We start from the raw sequence: 18,619 nt of genomic DNA on the forward strand, positions 1-18,619 counted from the left end.
ACCATTATGTCCACATATGTATCAGAACTGTCAGGGTCAGAACCGGAATCAGTGAGTCAGTCCGATCCAGAACACCGCCATGCCCGGGTAGCAGATTGCTGCTGTCCTTGAATTCGCGGCGGCGCTTCAGCCTGGATTCCAGCAAATCCCCCAGCACACTCATCCCGACAAGGATCGCCACGGCAAAAACCATGGCAAACCAGCCATAAGCCCGGTATACCCTGACCGTGATGCAATTTTCCATGCCTGGAATAAAAACCACGGCAACAGCTGCCAGTATAACAGCGAGAAACCCGCCGGCTACGCCTTCCCAGGTCTTGCCTGGCGAAATGGAAGGTGCCAGTTTGTGCCGGCCAAATGTCCGCCCGGCAAAGTAGGCGCCAATATCTGCAATATTGACCAGGATAAGCGCCGACAAAAGCAGGACGAGAGAGCGTTTGTACAGGTAGAGAAACGCCAGAAAACTGCTGAATATGCTGATTGAATAAAGCAACTCAAAAAACCGGTCACCCAAACTGTGCTTTATCGGAAGCGGAAAAGCCATGGAAGGCGCCAGGCAAAAAAACCAGGCCACGACAGAGAAAAAAGCCAGTCCGATATAAATGGTCTCGCTGGCAAGGCAGATAAAAACCGCAAAAAAAAGCGTGCTGGCTATTGCATAGGGAATCGGATACCGGTTGTCAAAGAGACAAAACATTTCCCATGACGCGCCAGCAAAAAAGACAATCATCAGAACGGCAAATGCTGTGTAGGACCCGGACAGCAGCACAACCAGCAATACGATTGCCAGACATAAAGCCGTCAATAGTCGCGTTTTTAACATGAGTTATGCTGTCAATTGTTCGCTGGTACGGCCAAACCGCCTTTCCCGTGTCTGGAAAGAACGAATAGCGGCATCCAGCGCATCCTCACCAAAATCAGGCCAGAATGCTTCTGTAAAATACAACTCGGTATATGCCAGCTGCCATAATAAAAAATTGGATATCCTTTGCTCGCCACCCGTACGGATAAAGAGATCCGGATCAGGCGCATAAGCCATGGACAAATATGGTCTTAACTGTTCCGGGGTAAAGGTACTTTGACCAGAATGCGCATCCATCAGTTTTTTCATGGCCTGCATGATGTCCCACTGCCCGCCATAATTGGCACAGACGGTCAGGGTCAGGCTGGTGTTGTTTTCCGTTTTCTGTTCAGCCCGAAGAATCGTAGCCTGAAGTTTTTCATTCAAACCACTCAAATCACCCACCACCTTCAGGCGAATATTATTGGCATGAAGATTAAGGGCTTCTCTTTCCAGCGAGGTAACAAAAAGCTCCATCAGAAAAGAAACCTCTTCTACAGGCCTTCGCCAGTTTTCAGAGCTAAATGCAAATACGGTCAGAAACGCGATCTGGCGCCTGACACAGGCCTCCACCATCTTCCTGACAGATTCCACCCCTTTGACATGCCCTGCCACACGGGGAAGAAACCGTTTTTTCGCCCAGCGACCATTGCCATCCATAATAATGGCAATATGCCGGGGAACAGACGATAGATCCGGAATGGGAAATACAGATTTTTCAGACATCTCATCCTTGCGGCCATCAATCAGACCGTCATGACTTCCTTTTCTTTCTCGACGATCAGCTTGTCGATTTCCTGTACATACCGGTCTGTCAGCTTCTGCACATCATCCTGAGCACGGCGCTCATCATCTTCCGAACAGGCTTTGTCCTTGACCATTTTTTTGAATGTCTCATTGGCCTCACGCCTGACACTCCGAACGGCCACCTTGGCATCCTCACCCTCACCTTTGACAAGCTTGACCATTTCCTTTCTGCGCTCTTCCGTGAGCACAGGTGTCGGCACACGGATAAGCTCTCCCTGCGAAGAAGGGTTCAAACCCAGGTCCGAATCGCGAATGGCTTTTTCAATGGCACTGCTCAGCTTCTTTTCCCAGGGCTGCACAGAAATTGTCCTGGCGTCAAGCAATGTGATATTCGCCAGTTGATTGATGGGCGTCATCGTACCGTAATAATCAACCTGGATATGATCAAGAATACCTGTATGCGCGCGCCCGGTCCGGACCTTGGCAAGATCCGACTTCAGCTTTTCAATGGTTTTGCCCATTTTCTGGTCTGTGCTATTTTTCACATCAGCAATAGTCATACATTCCTCTTACAAAAACGAATTACTTATATGGTATGTTGCGTTTGATGACCTGACCCCGTGTCACATATGAACCAGTGTTCCCTCATCCTCCCCTTCCAGGATACGCTTCAAGGCACCCTGCTTCAAAATGGAGAAAATCTTGATTGGCAACTTCTGATCACGGCACAAGGCAAAAGCCGCCGCATCCATGACTTCCAGATGCTTTTCAATCGCCTCATCAAAGGTGATGGTGGGATAGCGCTGGGCATTGGCATCCCGCATGGGATCAGCGGTATAAACCCCATCCACCTTGGTGGCTTTGAGCACAATCTCCGCACCCATTTCCGCGCCGCGCAAGGCAGCAGCGGTATCTGTTGTGAAAAAGGGGTTGCCTGTACCTGCCGCAAAAACCACGACCTTGCCCTCCTCCAGGTACTGCAACGCCTTTGGCCGCACATAAGACTCGACAACCTGGTCAATGCCAATCGCTGACATCACCCTGGGGGTCAGCCCGGCCTGCTTGATGGCATCAGCCAGTGCCAGTGAATTCATGACCGTTGCCAGCATCCCCATATAATCCGCCGTTGCGCGGTCCATGCCTTTTGCACCCGGCGCAATGCCCCGGAAAATATTGCCGCCGCCAATCACAATAGCCATTTCCACACCCAGCGCCTTGGCCTCAACCACATCGGCCACCATGCGTTCAATCGCGGCACGGTTGATGCCATACTGGTCTGTTCCCATCAGTGCTTCGCCCGAGAGTTTCAGAAGAACTCGCTTGTATACAGGTGTGGCCATGATCCCGATCCCTTTTCAAGTGCAGAATAAAAACAATGAAACCTCAATCTCACAACAATGACTGGCGCTGCAAAAACGGGCCTTACGGCCCGTTTCAGTTTTCAGTCCAATCAGGCTTGCTGTGCTGCCGCCACCTGGGCAGCCACTTCAGCAGCGAAATTGTCCTCTCGTTTTTCCAGGCCTTCGCCAACAACAAACATCGTAAACGATTTTACCGTTGTATTGGTTTCTTTTAACATCTGTTCAACCGATTGCTTGTCATTTTTGACAAAAGGCTGGTTCAGAAGCGATACCTCTCTTAAGTATTTCTGGACAGAACCCTCAATCCGCTTGGCTAAAATATCTGCGCTCTGCGGTTTTTTGCCTTCTGCTTCCGCCTTGACCGCATCTTCATTGGCCTTTTGCAGTGCAACAGAACGCTCCCTCTCAATCAGTTCGGCAGGAACACCGTCTGAAGAAAGCGCTACCGGCTTCATTGCAGCAATATGCATGGCGACATCGCGACCGACCTGATCATCCGCACCATCAAACTCAACCATGACGCCAATGCGTTTGTTGTGCAGATAATAAGCCAGTTTAGCTGTGGTTTCATAACGCACAAACCGGCGAACCGACATGTTTTCACCAATACGGCCGACCAGTTCGGTGCGGATTTCCTCAACGGTTTTGCCACCATCAGAAAGTGCAGACAACGCCTCGACATCCGCCGGGTTGTTTTCCGCCACCAGCTTCGCGCAGGTATCTGCCAGCTTGACAAAATCCTCATTGGTTGTGACAAAGTCGGTTTCGCAGTTGACTTCAACCAGTGCGCCCTTGTTGCCGTTGACATAAGCGGTAATCACACCTTCTGCCGTCACGCGCTCGGATGCCTTGGATGCTTTTGTACCCAGCCTGACACGCAGGATTTCTTCCGCTTTTTCAATATTGCCGTCAGCCTCAACCAGCGCTTTTTTGCATTCCATCATCGGTGCATCTGTTTTTGCACGCAGCTGGCCAACCATTGCAGCGGTAATCTCCGCCATATCCACCTCCCGATACAGGATGTTAAAACATCCCCGTTATTTTGACTCTCAAAAACAGCTGCCTTTCAGGCAGCTGTGCTTTCACATTTATTCGCTGTCGCCTTCGTCAGCAGCCACATCACTGCTTTCGCCCTTGGCGGTTTCAAGCACATCCTGCAGCGAACTGGCTTTTCCTTCCAGGATCGCATCTGCCACACCGCGTGCATACAGCTGGATCGCCTTGGAAGAGTCGTCATTTCCCGGAATGACATAGGCCAGGCCATCCGGCGAGTGATTGGTATCCACCACGCCAATAACCGGAATCCCCAATTTGATGGCCTCGGTAACCGTACCCTTGTGGTAACCCACGTCAACAACAAAAAGTGCATCCGGCAGGCCGTTCATATCCTTGATGCCGCCAATGGCTTTTTCAAGCTTGGCCACTTCACGCATGTACATGAGGCCTTCTTTTTTGCTCATTTTCTCAATAGAACCGTCTTCAATGGACGTTTCCATGTCTTTCAGGCGCTTGACCGAGCTGCGGATTGTCTTGTAGTTGGTCAGCATGCCGCCCAGCCAGCGCTGGTCGACATAAGGCATACCGGCACGCTGTGCTTCTGCGGCGATAATGTCGCGGGCCTGTCTTTTGGTGCCGACCATCAGAACCGTGCCGCGATTGGCAGCAAGCTGACGAATATAATTCATCGCCTCCTGGTACATCGCCATGGTTTTTTCGAGGTTGACAATATGGATTTTGTTGCGATGGCCAAAGATATACGGTGCCATCTTTGGATTCCAGAATCGTGTCTGGTGGCCGAAGTGAACACCAGCCTCCAGCATCTCACGCATAGTAACGGACATAATAATCTCCAGGGTTAGGTCTTGAACACGGCCGGAAACTCTATTGAGCACCCTTGTCGGCCGGGGTCGCGATTTAATAACAAATAAAAAATAGTTCCGAAAATCAGTTTCGGAACTGCCGTATTGTACTGGAAATCCGTTTTTGCGCCAAAGCCTTATCAGACAAAATCCGAAAAAAATTCATAAAAAATAAAAAACGCTATCCATAACCGGCATATCATGTTTTCATATAACTTGAGGATTACAGGCTTTTAAAGACGCATGAGCAATCTGTATACAGTTGAAGAATTAAGAGGTATTGAAGCGCTGGCGCTCGCCGAACTGCCGCTTGGCACGCTGATGCAGCGTGCCGGCAGGGAAGCCGCCGAACTGGCCTTGCGCATTTTGTCCCCCCATCATGAAAAGGCCAGTGTGCTGGTGCTGGCGGGCCCTGGAAATAATGGCGGTGATGCGCTGGAAATGGCGATAGTCCTTGCTGAAAACCGGGTAAACGTATCGGTTTTACAGCTTTCCAGCCGCAAGCCCCAGGCCGAGGAATCCCGTCTTGCCAGAAAACGCGCGATCAGCACTGCCATCAAGTGGGAGGATGCACTATCCCTTCAGGACACGATCAAATCACTTCCCACCCGGCAATGGGATCTGATTGTTGACGGCATGTTTGGTATTGGCCTGAAAGAACCACTGGATGGCAGCCGCTTTCAGCTTGCCGAAATGATCAATGCAGCAGACTGTCCTGTCATCGCACTTGATGTGCCCAGCGGCCTGAATGCAGATACCGGCAGCATTTATGGCAAAAACGGGATTGCTGTGAGGGCAACGCACACCATTACCTTCCTTGGCAACAAGCCGGGGCTGTACACCCACCAGGGAAAAGACTATGCAGGTGAAGTCCATCATGTCCGGCTGGGCGTTGACGACAGTCATTTCCCCTCGCCTTCCCGCTGGCTGAACCAGCCTGCCCTGTTTTCCGTGATGCTGCGAAAGCGTCGGCATGATACCCACAAGGGCACGTATGGCAGACTCGCCATACTGGGCGGTGCCGCAGGCATGTCCGGTGCGCCGGTACTGGCAGCTCGGGCAGCACTGCATTGTGGCGCTGGCCTCACTTACGCCGTCTACCTCAAAGATCCGCCCCAGCATGATGCCATGCAGCCCGAACTGATGTATCGTGCCGCGCATCACTTTGATTTTTCATCCGTTATATCCGTGATTGGCCCGGGACTGGGCACATCGAATGCCGCACGAAATTTCGTCAAAGACATTATGGCACTTCATCAGCCACTGGTTCTGGACGCGGATGCCTTGAACAGTATTTCAGCAGAAACCGAATTACAGCAAATACTGGAAGACCGGCGCGGGCCGACCATCCTGACCCCCCACCCCCTGGAAGCGGCGCGCCTTCTCAACACCACAACAGAAGCCATTCAGTCGGATCGCCTGTCAGTTGCCAATGCCCTCGCCAAGCGCTTTAATGCTGTCGTCGCGCTGAAAGGCTCCGGAACGGTTATTGCCGATCGAGACGGGAAAACCGCTATCAACCCGACAGGGGGCCCTGCACTGGCAACTGCGGGAACAGGCGATGTCCTGTCCGGTATTTGCGGCGCTCTTCTCGCCCAGGGCTGGCCAGCCTGGGAAAGCGCGCTGGCAGCCGTGTGGCTGCATGGCGCGGCGGCAGACGAACTCGTCAGACGAGGAGAAGGGCCTGTCGGACTGACGGCTGGAGAACTGATCCCTGAAGTCAGAAAAATTCTCAATCGTCTTATCAACGAATACAATCCATAAAAAAACGCTCCTTGCGGAGCGTTTTTTTGTCATCAGGCGAATCAGTGCCGGATAAGATTATTATCCTTGGGATTGTCCGTCGATTCAGAAGCAACCGGCGAAGAAGGCACTTCCGGCTGCTCTTCCATTACCTCATCAGGCTGGCTTTCCAGCGCAATCTCAAGCACCTTGTCGATCCAGCGTACCGGCATGATTTCCAGCTTGTTTTTCACGTTATCCGGAATTTCGGCCAGATCCTTCACATTTTCCTCTGGAATAATGACCGTTTTGATGCCACCGCGTAATGCGGCAAGGAGTTTTTCCTTTACGCCGCCAATAGGCAGGACTTCCCCTCTTAAGGTAATTTCACCGGTCATGGCAACATCTGCCCTCACGGGAATACCACTGTAAACGGACACCAGCGCGGTTGCCATCGAAATACCGGCTGAGGGGCCATCTTTGGGCGTAGCCCCTTCCGGAACGTGGACATGAATATCCGTTTTTTCAAAGGCTTCATTTTTGATGCCCAGTTTGTTTGCACGACTGCGCACAACCGTCCGAGCAGCTTCAATGGACTCTTTCATCACGTCACCCAGTGTACCGGTGCGGATGATATTGCCCTTGCCAGGCACGGTAACCGCCTCAATCGTCAGCATTTCACCGCCAAACTCCGTCCACGCCAGCCCGGATACCTGACCAACCTGATTTTCCTTTTCAGCGACGCCAAAATCAAACTGGCGAACACCAAGGAATTTATCGATATTTCTTGGCGTGACCGTCACCTTGCGGTTCTTTTTCTTCAGAAGCAGCATTTTGACAACCTTGCGGCAGATACGCGAAATTTCACGTTCCAGGCCACGAACCCCGGCTTCACGGGTGTAATAACGTACGATATTCCGCAGGGCGCCTTCACTGATTGACAATTCCTCATCCTTCAGACCATTACCTTTCATCTGCTTTGGCATCAGGTAACGCTGTGCAATGCTGACTTTCTCATCCTCGGTATAGCCGGACAAACGAATCACTTCCATCCTGTCCAAGAGGGCGGGCGGGATATTGTACGAGTTGGAGGTGGCGATAAACATCACATCCGACAAGTCAAAGTCAACTTCAACGTAATGGTCTGAAAAAGTATGGTTCTGTTCCGGGTCCAGCACTTCCAAAAGAGCAGCTGCCGGATCGCCACGGAAATCCGCTCCGATCTTGTCCACCTCATCCAGCAGGAAAAGCGGGTTTCTCACACCGGATTTGGTCAGGCTCTGCAGAATTTTTCCTGGCAGGGCACCAATATACGTGCGCCTGTGCCCGCGAATCTCGGCCTCATCACGAACACCGCCCAGCGCCATCCGGACAAATTTGCGGTTGGTTGCGCGGGCAATAGACTGGCCCAGCGAGGTTTTACCCACGCCCGGAGGGCCCACAAAACACAGGATTGGTGCCTTGACCTTGTCGACACGCTGCTGGACCGCAAGATATTCAAGGATCCGCTCCTTGACCCGGTCCAGTCCATAGTGATCATCTTCCAGAATTTTTTCCGCATGGGCCAGATCGTTATTGACCTTGGATTTTTTCTTCCAGGGCAACGATACCAGCGTTTCGATGTAATTCCGGACAACAGATGCTTCTGCTGACATGGGCGACATGGAACGCAGTTTTCTCAGCTCGCCACGTGTCTTTTCCAGCGCTTCCTTCGGCATTTTGGCGGCCTTGATCTTTCTTTCGAGCTCTTCAATATCCGCGCCATCCTCGCCTTCACCCAGCTCTTTCTGGATCGCCTTGACCTGCTCGTTCAGATAATATTCGCGCTGTGACTTTTCCATCTGCCGTTTGACACGACCACGGATTCTTTTTTCCACCTGTAAAATATCCAGCTCACCTTCAAGGCGTTCCAGCAGGTATTCCATCCGGCGGCTGATATTCACCATTTCAAGCACCACCTGTTTTTGCTCAAGTTTCAGCGGCAGGTGTGCGGCAATGGTATCGGCAAAACGGCCGGGTTCTTCAATAGAAGACAGGGATACCAGGACTTCATGCGGGATTTTCTTGTTCAGCTTGATGTACTGTTCAAACTGCTGAACAGTCGCCCGACGCATGGCCTCGACTTCCGGCTCATGCTCCCCTTCCGTTTCCACGGAAGCAACCTGTGCAGTCAGATAGGCTGCTTCTTCTTCCTGCACATGCTCAATTTTGGCACGGTAAGTGCCTTCCACCAGCACCTTCACGGTACCGTCAGGAAGCTTCAGCATCTGGAGAATCGTCGCAACACAGCCGATCTCATAAATATCATCCGCAGACGGGTCATCCTTGGCTGCTGTTTTCTGCGCAGCCAGCATGATGGCCTTGTCATTTTCCATGGCTGTCTCAAGCGCATGAATCGACTTGGGACGCCCGACAAAAAGCGGTATGACCATATGAGGGAAAACAACGACATCCCGCAAGGGAAGCAGCGGCAATCTCGACTGTTCTGGTGTAGTAGTCATCATGACAAACCTTTTTCAGTAAACTCAACCCTTTATGTAAGCGCTAAACGGCAAAAAACAAGGGACATAAAGAAATAAGTTGTTACAAACTGTTTGCGACAACCGCAAAAACCGTGCAGTTAATCACACAAAACCGGGCATTCATACCGGCATATCGCTTGAAAATCCACCCTGGGCAGATCAGCTCTGGCCTGCCACCTTTTGTTTGTCCTGATAAATCAATAATGGTTTCGCGTCGTTATTGATCGTGTTCTCATCAATAACCACTTTACTGACATTTTGCTCGGTCGGCAATTCGTACATGACATCAAGCAGCAGATGTTCCATGATGGAACGCAAACCTCTTGCACCTGTTTTGCGCTCCAGTGCCTTTTTGGCAATGGAAGAAAGTGCTGCCGGGCGAATTTCCAGTTCGGCGCCTTCCATTTCAAGCAGCTTGGTGTACTGCTTGACCAGTGCATTTTTGGGTTCCTGAAGAATCTGGATCAGCGCCGCCTCCGTCAGCTCATTTAGCGTGGCAACAACCGGCAGACGCCCCACCAGTTCAGGAATCAGACCAAACTTGATGAGGTCTTCAGGCTCGACATTCACCAGGACTTCGTTATCACTCTTTTCACTCTGACTCTTGACGTTGGCGGAAAATCCGATACCGCCTTTTTCCGATCGATCAGATATGATCTTTGTCAGCCCGTCAAAGGCGCCGCCACAGATAAACATGATGTTGGTGGTATCCACCTGGATGAAATCCTGATTGGGATGCTTGCGCCCGCCTTGAGGCGGTACAGAAGCCATGGTGCCCTCAATCATCTTCAAAAGCGCCTGCTGTACCCCTTCTCCTGATACATCGCGGGTAATGGACGGATTGTCGGATTTGCGCGAAATCTTGTCGATTTCATCAATATAGACGATACCACGCTGGGCCCTTTCCACATCATAATCACAATTCTGCAGCAGTTTCTGGATGATGTTTTCCACATCCTCCCCCACATACCCGGCCTCTGTCAGGGTTGTCGCATCTGCAATCACAAAAGGTACATTCAGCATACGCGCCAGCGTTTGCGCAAGCAGGGTTTTGCCTGACCCGGTCGGGCCAATCAGCAGGATATTGCTCTTGGAAAGCTCGACATCATCGTCTTTGCCGGCAAAATAGCGCAGGCGTTTATAGTGGTTATATACCGCAACAGACAGAATTTTCTTTGCCAGGGTTTGACCAATAACATACTGGTCAAGCAATTCACAGATTTCCATGGGCGTTGGCAGCTCTTCCCTGTTTTCCCTGGAAAATTCGGGATTCAGGATTTCATCCCTGATGATGTCATTACATAAATCAATACATTCATCACAGATAAAAACGGAAGGACCGGCAATCAGCTTTTTCACTTCATTCTGGCTTTTTCCGCAAAATGAGCAATAAAGCAGCTTTTCGCCTGAAGATGAGTTGTTTTCTGACATGGGAGAGTTAACAGATAAAGTGATTCGGAAGAAAAATGAATTTGTTCAGGGCTTGTGAACAAGATAGCACAAGATGAAAAAAGACGCAGGATTTCCCGCAAGCCGGAAGCGTTACCCCCTATCCGGCCAGCGGGCTTAAAACAGGAAAACCCCGTAAAAACAAGGATTAATCAAGTCCGGTGCGTCAACACCTGGTCAATCAGACCATACGCGGCTGCCTCATCTGCAGACATGAAGTTGTCCCGTTCGGTATCCAGGCCAACCTGCTCGATACGCTTACCCGTATTCTCAGCCAGAATGGCATTGAGTCTTTCACGCAGATACAGGATTTCACGGGCATGAATTTCAATATCCGACGCCTGCCCCTGTGCACCGCCGGATGGCTGGTGAATCATGATGCGTGAATTTGGGAGGGAAAAACGCTTGCCCTTCGCACCGGCAGCCAGGAGAAAAGCACCCATGGATGCGGCCAGGCCCGTACACAAGGTGGACACGTCCGGCTTGATGAACTGCATCGTGTCATAAATCGCCATACCGGCAGAAACCGAGCCGCCCGGTGAATTGATATAAAGCGAAATCTCCTTGTCCGGGTTTTCGCTTTCCAGAAAAAGCAACTGCGCAACAACCAGGTTGGCATTATGGTCATTGACCGGCCCAACCAGGAAAATGATTCTTTCCTTGAGCAGGCGTGAGTAAATATCAAAGGCACGCTCACCGCGTCCGCTCTGCTCAATCACCATCGGAATCATGCCAAGCATTTCCGTGTCCAGTGCTGATTGTCGAAAGTGTGAATTCATCTCGTTTTTTCCCAGTAAAAAATATCAGCCATTCGGGATTAAAGCTGCTGAGCCATCAGTTCGGAAAACGGCATGGCTTTTTCAACTGTTTTTGCATGATCAAAAACATAGTCAACCACCTTGTCTTCCATAACCAGCGCTTCCAGTTCCTGGCGGCGGCTGGACTCATTCATGTAATAATCCACGATCATTTTCGGATTTTCATACGTTGAACCGATTTCCTCGGCTCTTGCCCGTACTTCATCATCCGAAACCTTGAACTTGTCGTCCTTGATGAAATCAGTGAAAATCAGGCCCAGGCGAACCCGTCTTTCGGCCTGTTCCGAAAACAGCTCCGGCGGCAGCGGCTCATCCATCTTGACAGGCATTCCCTTGTCCTGCAGATCCTTCAGGGCTGCCTGCATCATTTGATTTATTTCCTGTTGCAGCAGGGCATTGGGCAAATCAAATTCAGCAGCTTTCAGAAGGGCGTCCATCACGCGCTTCTTGTTAAGCGCGGCAAGACGGCTTTTTGTTTCCATCTTGAGGTTTTTCTCGATTTCTGCACGCATTTTCTCGACACTGCCATCCGCAATACCCAGTGCCTTGGCAAAATCCTCGTTGATATCCGGCAGGTGAGCCCATTCCACATTTTTCACCGTGATAGTGAACTCGGCTGTTTTGCCAGCCACATTATCACCGTGGTAATCCTCCGGAAAGTGCAGGTCAAAGGTCTTGCTGTCACCTTTTTTCAGCCCGCGTGCAGCCGCTTCAAATTCCGGCAGCATCTGGCCTTCACCCAGCGTGAAGGGAAAGTCATCCGCTTTACCGCCTTCAAACTCGACCCCGTCAATTTTGCCCACAAAATCAACGATAACACGATCTCCGTCCTGCGCTGAGGTATCAGCACCACCGTCACCATGATCAGTCTGCTCTCCCTTGACATGGAAATGTGCCTGGCGTTTTCTCAGAATATCAATGGTTCTGTCAACTTCCTCACCCGTGACTTCCGATGTGACTTTTTCCAGTTCAATCTGCCCCATATCACCCAGTTTTACGTCCGGATAAACTTCAAAGGTGGCATTGAAAGCCATGGTACCCTCAGGCACATCATCGGCCTTTTGTTCAAACCTCGGGTAACCGGCAATGCTCAGATCCTTTTCCCGTGCAACCTGGTCAAAAGCCCTGAATATCTTTTCCCTTACCACATCACTTTCGATCTGCTGGCCATACTGAGCCTTTACCATATTCATTGGCACCTTGCCCGGCCTGAATCCAGGCGCTTTCGCGTTTTTGGCCTGTCTCTTGAGGCGTTGATCAACTTCCTTTTCAACTTCATCAATCGGAATCGTAATGGTCACGCGTCTTTCGAGCTTTTCCAGAGTTTCAACTGCATTTGCCATGTAATTAATCCAAAAAAATATCAGGCTCTGAAACCGGCACATACCCGGACTTCAAAGCCACCGTCTTATTATGAAAAGAATAACCAGGGAATGAACACCAAAAGCCGAATCTGCCAGCATTTCGGGTATTCCACAATTCGTCCGTAAAAAATTCGTCCGTCATTTTAGCTGTTTTATGCCAATACGGCAAAGGTCCTGATTTAATTGCAGTAAAATTGAGTATACCGATAAAAATACTCGAATCATCCGGCCTGAGACATTCCTGGCTGTTTGTCCGATATTTTTATTTATCCTAAAATAAAAGGTTTTAACCGATAACATTAAACCGTTTGTATCCCTGACTGTTTTTTTGGAATAAACAGGATTCTTATGCCTCATGTCGTTACTGATGCCTGCGTGCTTTGCAAATACACCGATTGCGTGGATGTCTGCCCTGTCGACTGTTTTCATGAAGGGCCGAATTTTCTGGTCATCAATCCGGATGAGTGTATCGACTGTGCCGTCTGTGTCCCTGAATGCCCGGCTGCTGCCATTTTTGCATCAGAAGACGTTCCAGGGGACATGCAGGAGTATATTGCCCTCAACGCCGAACTCAGCAAGACCTGGCCGAGCATTACAAGAGCAAAAGCCGCCCTGCCTGATGCTGACAAATGGAAAGATGTCAAAGACAAGCTGAAATATCTGGAAAAATAATCCTTATACTCAGTCGCCTCGACAAAGCGCTGAAAAATACCGACTATGAACTCTTCATCAGAAAACAGTATCCCTATTGAAGCCGACGCCGTTATCGTCGGTGCCGGTCCTGTGGGCCTCTTCCAGGTATTTGAACTGGGCCTTCTGGAAATCAAGGCACACGTCATTGATATCCTGCCATTCGTTGGCGGACAGTGCATTGAACTTTATCCGGACAAACCGATTTATGACATTCCGGCTGTTCCTGTATGCACCGGCGTGGAACTGACCGACAACCTGATGAAGCAGATTGAGCCTTTTGGCCCGACCTTTCACCTGGGGCAGGAAGTCACCCAGGTCAACAAACGGGAAGACGGCCGTTTTGATGTCGAAACCTCTGCCGGCACCCGATTCATCAGCAAAACCGTTTTTATTGCTGCAGGCGTTGGCGCTTTCCAGCCCCGTACGCTCAAGCTCAACGGCATCGAACAATTTGAGGGAAGCCAGCTCTTTTACCGGGTAAAGGACCCTGAAGCATTCCGGGGCAAAAATATCGTGGTATGCGGCGGCGGTGATTCCGCACTCGACTGGGCACTGAGCCTGGTTGATGTCGCCGAATCGGTTGTCCTGCTTCATCGCCGTGAGGAATTCCGCGCCGCCCCCGCTTCGGTTTCAAAAATGCAGGCGCTGTGCGAAGACTTCATGATGCAATCGCTGACTGGACAAATCACCGGCTTTGAAACGCTGGACGGCAAACTCGCCGAAATCCGTGTAACCGGCCTGGATGGCGTCACACGCCGTGTTCCCCTTGATTGCCTACTGGTCTTTTACGGGCTTTCTCCCAAACTGGGCCCCATCGAGCATTGGGGGCTTCAAATCGATCGTCGGCAGATTGTCGTGGACACCGAAAAATTTGAAACCAATATTCCGGGTATTTTTGCTGTTGGTGACATCAATACCTATCCGGGCAAAAAAAAGCTGATCCTTTCCGGATTTCATGAAACGGCACTCGCATCCTTTGCTGCAGCGCCCTATGTTTTTCCGGAAAAGAAAATCCATCTCCAGTACACGACAACCTCGCCAAAACTGCACAAGATACTGGGCGTCGATACGCCTGTCTTCGATTGATGCCTGATTGATTCGAGAGATTTTCAAAACCGTTCCGGTAATTGCCGGAACGGTTTTTTGTTTACCGGATTATTTAGTAAACTAGTTAAAAAAAACATAAACCGCCTATTCTTACATTCGTACTAACAGACTCCGATATTCATTCCGTGAACAAAGCAACCTCTGATGAGATTTACGCATTGCTCCCCCAGACGCAATGCAAAAAATGCGGCCACGGCTGCTGCCGTGACTATGCCGAAGCCATCGCAGACGGAGCACCGATCAACTGCTGTCCGACAGGTGGTGCAAAAGGCATTCGCCGCCTTTCCCGCCTCACAGGAAAACCCTATATACCGCTTGATACCCGATATGGCGAAGAACGACCGCGGGATATCGCGGTTATTGATGAATCACTCTGCATCGGATGCCGCCTGTGTATTAATGCGTGCCCGGTCGATGCCATTATCGGTACCAACGGCTTTACCCATACGGTGCTTTCCCTGAAATGCACCGGTTGCGATCTCTGCACACCAGTATGCCCTGTTGACTGCATCATCATGACAAACACCAGTGGAGAAAAAACCGGATGGGATGCATGGTCCACTGCACAGGCGAAACGCGCCCGCGTCAATCATGAGCGCCGCCAACAAAGACTGAAACACGAAGCAGAAATCGAACGCATCCGCCTGGAAGCACTGGCCAAAACCGGCTCTGCCGGAAGAAAAAAGAAAAATGCGGTGCTTGCCGCCGTGGAAAAGGCACGGAAAAAAGCATCAGGTCAAACCTGATTCACGGTTTTCAACTGTCTTGCACAGCGTTCCTGCAGCGCTATGGTGTCTGTGTTATGCTGAAAAATCACAATCAACTCATTGAGCCACACCACTGGCACAAAAACCGGCGTGATGGCTTTTATTTAGCGTATCCAGACCATGAACCGCAGGAAAGTCCGCAAGATCATGCAGCGTTTTCAGGCCAATATGCCGGAACCGGAATCAGAACTGGTTTACGCATCTTCTTATGAACTGCTGGTTGCCGTCATGCTTTCAGCCCAGGCAACAGACGTCTCGGTGAACAAGGCAACGCAGAAACTCTTTCCCGTTGCGAATACGCCACAAGGCATCATCGCGCTTGGCGTAGAAGGGCTCAAGCCTTATCTCAAAACCATCAACCTGTATCCCACCAAATCAAGAAATCTGGTGAAAATGTCAGAGATACTGCTGGAACAATATGAAGGCGAAGTCCCACGCACACGGGAAGCATTGCAGACCCTGCCGGGCGTCGGACGCAAAACGGCCAATGTGGTGTTGAATGCTGCTTTTGGTCAGCCTGTCATGGCTGTTGACACGCATATTTTCCGGGTATCAAACCGTACCGGTATCGCCCCCGGAAAAAACGTCACCGAAGTGGAAGAAAAGCTTGTACAGATCATTCCCGAAGCGTTTTTACTTGACGCCCATCATTGGCTGCTGCTTCATGGTCGATATACCTGTATGGCAAGAACACCAAAATGCGGAAACTGCCTGATCAGTGATCTCTGCGAGTATCCTGAAAAAACCGCTGCATAATCGCCTGCCGCGTTATCAGCCTCTGCGGCGGCGCTGTCCCGGCTGGGCCCGATTGCCGCTTCTTTGTCCCGCACCGGAATAACGATTGTCTGCACCGGCATAACCAAAAGTCGTCTGCAGAGGATCAGGCTGGCGGCTGCGCTGCTGCTTACCCTGTCCCTTGCTGTTTTTGCCTGGTTGCCATTCACCCGGTTTGCCGAATTCCGGCAAGGTCGCGTAACCACCGCCACTCTTCCTGCGCTGATTGGCCTGCCCGGGCTTATCAGACTTTTTGTCGTCTTTCTTTTCCAGGCCGGATAAACGCAGCAGGTCACGCACCGCGTTTTCTTCCATTTCGTCCCACCGGCCGCGCTTCAAGGTCTGGGGCAGGCTCAGTGCACCATAACGCGTGCGGATCAGACGGGAAACCGTCAGGCCAACCGCCTCAAACATGCGGCGAACCTCACGATTGCGTCCCTCACCAATGACCACGCGATACCATTTATTCACGCCATCGCCACCGCCATCGGCAACACGGGAAAACTGGCCCACACCATCTTCCATCTCGACACCGGACAAGAGCTTCTGGCGCATGCCTTCTTCCAGCTCGCCCAGCGTCCTGACCGCATATTCCCGCTCAATGTTATACCGTGGATGCATCAGGCGATTGGCAAGATCACCGGAAGTGGTAAACAGCAATAACCCCTCAGTATTGAAGTCCAGACGGCCAACAGCCAGCCATTTCCCGTTTTTTACCGCTGGCAGCCTGTCAAAAACCGATGGCCGCTTTTCCGGATCATCACGGCTCACAATTTCACCGGCGGGCTTGTGATAAAGCAGGACACGGGGCGGCCGCTTGCTGGTCCTACGCTGAAGCAGCTTGCCATTGATTCGCACCTGATCGGTTTCGAGAATGCGTTGCCCGATATGTGCCGGTTCACCATTAACAGAAACCCTGCCTGAAATAATCAGGTCTTCCATATCGCGCCGGGAACCCAGCCCAGCTTCCGCGAGGACCTTGTGCAGCTTGGGCGCATCGTCTTCCGACGTCAATTCCCTGCGAGTGCTTTTTTTCCTGTCTTTCTTTCCGTCGGATGACACGGCATCCGATGCGCCTTCCTCATCATAAGCAGCTGATGTGACATACATGAAGACACGTTCCGGATCATCTGAAGCCGCTTTTCCACCTTCTGCTTTCCGGGATGATTTACCGGATTTACGATTCTTGTTTCTGTTCTTTCCGCGGTTTTCCCGGGGCATATCAGCGGCGGGTACCGCTTCTGCAGAGAGGCTGTCTCCACCAGACACTGCTGAATTGTCCTGCGCGTCATTACCCTTTGGCTGCGGCACAACATCTATCGCTTCCTGAGAGGCTGCTTTTTTCCGGGGTGTCCGTTTCGCTCTGGGTTTTTTCTCAGTCTGGGACGCTGTTTCATCCTCTGTAACAGGAGATTCTGCTTTATTGGTTTCGTTCGTACTCATCATTTCAGATCGGTATCCGTTTTCTTTGTGGTCTCGATATCCTGTTCTTGGCAGGATGTGTGTTCTTAAATTTCAATATTCAGTTCATCCGCTGCATCATCCTGCATGGATTGGAGAAGTGGCGGCAACTGCTCCAGTGAAGTCAGTCCCAGATCGCTTAAAAACTGGGTTGTCGTAGCAAAAAGTGCTGGCCTGCCTGGTGTTTCACGATGACCGATCACTTCGATCCAGCCGCGTTCCTCCAGCATGCGAATGGCATTGGGATTTACCATGACCCCGCGAATCTGTTCGATATCCCCTCGCGTCACCGGCTGGTTATAGGCAATAATTGCCAGTATTTCAAGCGTGGCGCGGCTGTAGCGCGGCTGCCTTTCCCTGGTCAGTCGTTCCAGCCACGGCTTCATCTCCGGCCGGCTCTGGAAACGCCATCCGTTGGCAACCTGAACCAGTTCAAGCCCTTTTTCAGACCAGTCGCTTTGCAGCTCTTCTAAGAGCTGCCGGATTCTGGCCAGCCAGGGCTCATTGATTTCATTCTCGGTATTTTCGAGCAGGTTTTTCATATCCTGCATGGATAAAGATTCCTGCGCGCACAATAACGCCGTCTCGAGGATTTTCTTTTCCTCTGTCATATGTCTTAAAAAATTTCTGGAAAATCAGTCCGGCTCCCGGACCTGCCCGCTGCAAATATAAGAACTTGCGAGCGATTCCAATCTGTCATTAAGGATAATGTGTGCCGGAGAAAATGGTGCCGAACCTGCCGGTACTCAGGAAGACAGCTGTTTGATCAGGCCATCCGGCGTGCTGATTCTACAACGATTTCGGCAGAATTGCACATGATTGTGCAAAACCATCGTAAAAAAATCCACTTTCAGACAAAAAATGTTTTTCATTTTTTTGCTCCAGGAAAAACATTCTTCAAAAAACAGCCCTTTTTGCCTGCTGCCTTGATCTTCAATAAACAGCAGAAAGCCGTTTATTGCGAAGGTATGGGACACGTAAAAACCCCTTTGCCATTCCATACGAGGTTGACAATTGAAAATCATCAGCAAACTATGGGAGCTGTCCGGTTCCCCTCTATTTTTTCTCAAAAAAAATGAAGGTGGTCATGACCAGGCGGAAATATTTCAATATGAAGAAGAGCCGCTTCGTTCC

At 50.8% G+C, this 18,619-nt stretch carries 18 protein-coding genes; 6 read left to right on the forward strand and 12 right to left on the reverse strand.

Annotated features, from left to right (window positions below; genetic code table 11):
- Positions 1-4 precede the first annotated feature (4 nt).
- The 6 genes from NB640_RS02425 to rpsB all read right to left on the reverse strand — a co-directional run bounded on the left by NB640_RS02425 (position 5) and on the right by rpsB (position 4,790).
- Positions 5-823 (reverse strand): phosphatidate cytidylyltransferase, encoded by an 819-nt coding sequence (locus NB640_RS02425; protein WP_269309551.1) that lies wholly within the window; start codon positions 821-823, stop codon positions 5-7.
- Positions 824-826: 3 nt separating this feature from the next.
- Positions 827-1,567, reverse strand: a complete 741-nt coding sequence (gene uppS / locus NB640_RS02430) for a polyprenyl diphosphate synthase (protein WP_269309552.1) — start codon at positions 1,565-1,567, stop codon at positions 827-829.
- Between the two features lie 20 nt (positions 1,568-1,587).
- Positions 1,588-2,148 (reverse strand): ribosome recycling factor, encoded by a 561-nt coding sequence (gene frr, locus NB640_RS02435; protein WP_269309553.1) that lies wholly within the window; start codon positions 2,146-2,148, stop codon positions 1,588-1,590.
- A gap of 63 nt (positions 2,149-2,211) precedes the next feature.
- Positions 2,212-2,928 carry a UMP kinase gene (pyrH, locus tag NB640_RS02440; RefSeq protein WP_269309554.1) on the reverse strand — a complete coding sequence of 239 codons (717 nt, stop codon included), beginning with the start codon at positions 2,926-2,928 and terminating at the stop codon, positions 2,212-2,214.
- 110 nt (positions 2,929-3,038) lie between these two features.
- On the reverse strand, positions 3,039-3,950 hold the full coding sequence (gene tsf, locus NB640_RS02445; RefSeq protein WP_269309556.1) for a translation elongation factor Ts: 912 nt from the start codon (positions 3,948-3,950) through the stop codon (positions 3,039-3,041).
- 87 nt (positions 3,951-4,037) lie between these two features.
- On the reverse strand, positions 4,038-4,790 hold the full coding sequence (gene rpsB, locus NB640_RS02450; protein ID WP_269309557.1) for a 30S ribosomal protein S2: 753 nt from the start codon (positions 4,788-4,790) through the stop codon (positions 4,038-4,040).
- Between the two features lie 261 nt (positions 4,791-5,051).
- Here rpsB and NB640_RS02455 point away from each other — a divergent pair, with 261 nt between their 5' ends.
- Positions 5,052-6,572 (forward strand): NAD(P)H-hydrate dehydratase, encoded by a 1,521-nt coding sequence (locus tag NB640_RS02455; RefSeq protein ID WP_269309559.1) that lies wholly within the window; start codon positions 5,052-5,054, stop codon positions 6,570-6,572.
- 41 nt (positions 6,573-6,613) lie between these two features.
- Here the strand turns inward: NB640_RS02455 and lon are convergent, their stop codons facing one another.
- The 4 genes from lon to tig form a co-directional block, all read right to left on the reverse strand.
- Entirely contained in the window at positions 6,614-9,034 is a 2,421-nt protein-coding gene (gene lon, locus NB640_RS02460; protein ID WP_408637937.1) for an endopeptidase La, read from the reverse strand.
- A gap of 177 nt (positions 9,035-9,211) precedes the next feature.
- Entirely contained in the window at positions 9,212-10,483 is a 1,272-nt protein-coding gene (clpX, locus tag NB640_RS02465) for an ATP-dependent Clp protease ATP-binding subunit ClpX (protein ID WP_269309560.1), read from the reverse strand.
- 170 nt (positions 10,484-10,653) lie between these two features.
- Positions 10,654-11,280, reverse strand: coding sequence for an ATP-dependent Clp endopeptidase proteolytic subunit ClpP (gene clpP / locus NB640_RS02470; RefSeq protein ID WP_269309561.1), 627 nt, complete (start codon positions 11,278-11,280; stop codon positions 10,654-10,656).
- A 38-nt stretch (positions 11,281-11,318) separates the two neighbouring features.
- The gene (tig, locus tag NB640_RS02475; protein WP_269309562.1) at positions 11,319-12,662 is read right to left on the reverse strand and encodes a trigger factor; all 1,344 of its coding nucleotides are present in this window, start codon (positions 12,660-12,662) and stop codon (positions 11,319-11,321) included.
- A 369-nt stretch (positions 12,663-13,031) separates the two neighbouring features.
- Between tig and fdxA the strand changes: the two genes are divergently transcribed.
- The 4 genes from fdxA to nth all read left to right on the forward strand — a co-directional run bounded on the left by fdxA (position 13,032) and on the right by nth (position 16,006).
- Positions 13,032-13,355 (forward strand): ferredoxin FdxA, encoded by a 324-nt coding sequence (fdxA, locus tag NB640_RS02480; RefSeq protein WP_269309563.1) that lies wholly within the window; start codon positions 13,032-13,034, stop codon positions 13,353-13,355.
- Positions 13,356-13,400: 45 nt separating this feature from the next.
- Complete coding sequence (locus NB640_RS02485) at positions 13,401-14,462, forward strand: NAD(P)/FAD-dependent oxidoreductase (protein ID WP_269309564.1); 1,062 nt, start codon at positions 13,401-13,403, stop codon at positions 14,460-14,462.
- A 146-nt stretch (positions 14,463-14,608) separates the two neighbouring features.
- Positions 14,609-15,229 carry an RnfABCDGE type electron transport complex subunit B gene (locus tag NB640_RS02490; protein WP_269309565.1) on the forward strand — a complete coding sequence of 207 codons (621 nt, stop codon included), beginning with the start codon at positions 14,609-14,611 and terminating at the stop codon, positions 15,227-15,229.
- Positions 15,230-15,370: 141 nt separating this feature from the next.
- Positions 15,371-16,006 carry an endonuclease III gene (gene nth / locus NB640_RS02495; RefSeq protein WP_269309566.1) on the forward strand — a complete coding sequence of 212 codons (636 nt, stop codon included), beginning with the start codon at positions 15,371-15,373 and terminating at the stop codon, positions 16,004-16,006.
- Positions 16,007-16,021: 15 nt separating this feature from the next.
- On the opposite strand, the gene NB640_RS02500 is transcribed toward nth, so the two are convergent.
- Both NB640_RS02500 and scpB read right to left on the reverse strand, forming a co-directional pair.
- A complete protein-coding gene (locus NB640_RS02500) occupies positions 16,022-17,470 on the reverse strand; it encodes a pseudouridine synthase (protein ID WP_269309567.1) in 1,449 nt (482 codons plus the stop codon).
- Positions 17,471-17,532: 62 nt separating this feature from the next.
- Positions 17,533-18,096, reverse strand: a complete 564-nt coding sequence (scpB, locus tag NB640_RS02505) for an SMC-Scp complex subunit ScpB (RefSeq protein ID WP_269309568.1) — start codon at positions 18,094-18,096, stop codon at positions 17,533-17,535.
- Between the two features lie 204 nt (positions 18,097-18,300).
- Between scpB and NB640_RS02510 the strand changes: the two genes are divergently transcribed.
- On the forward strand, positions 18,301-18,564 hold the full coding sequence (locus NB640_RS02510; RefSeq protein WP_269309569.1) for a hypothetical protein: 264 nt from the start codon (positions 18,301-18,303) through the stop codon (positions 18,562-18,564).
- Positions 18,565-18,619: the final 55 nt, after the last annotated feature.

It is taken from the genome of Oxalobacter vibrioformis (assembly GCF_027118995.1).
GTDB lineage: Bacteria > Pseudomonadota > Gammaproteobacteria > Burkholderiales > Burkholderiaceae_D > Oxalobacter > Oxalobacter vibrioformis.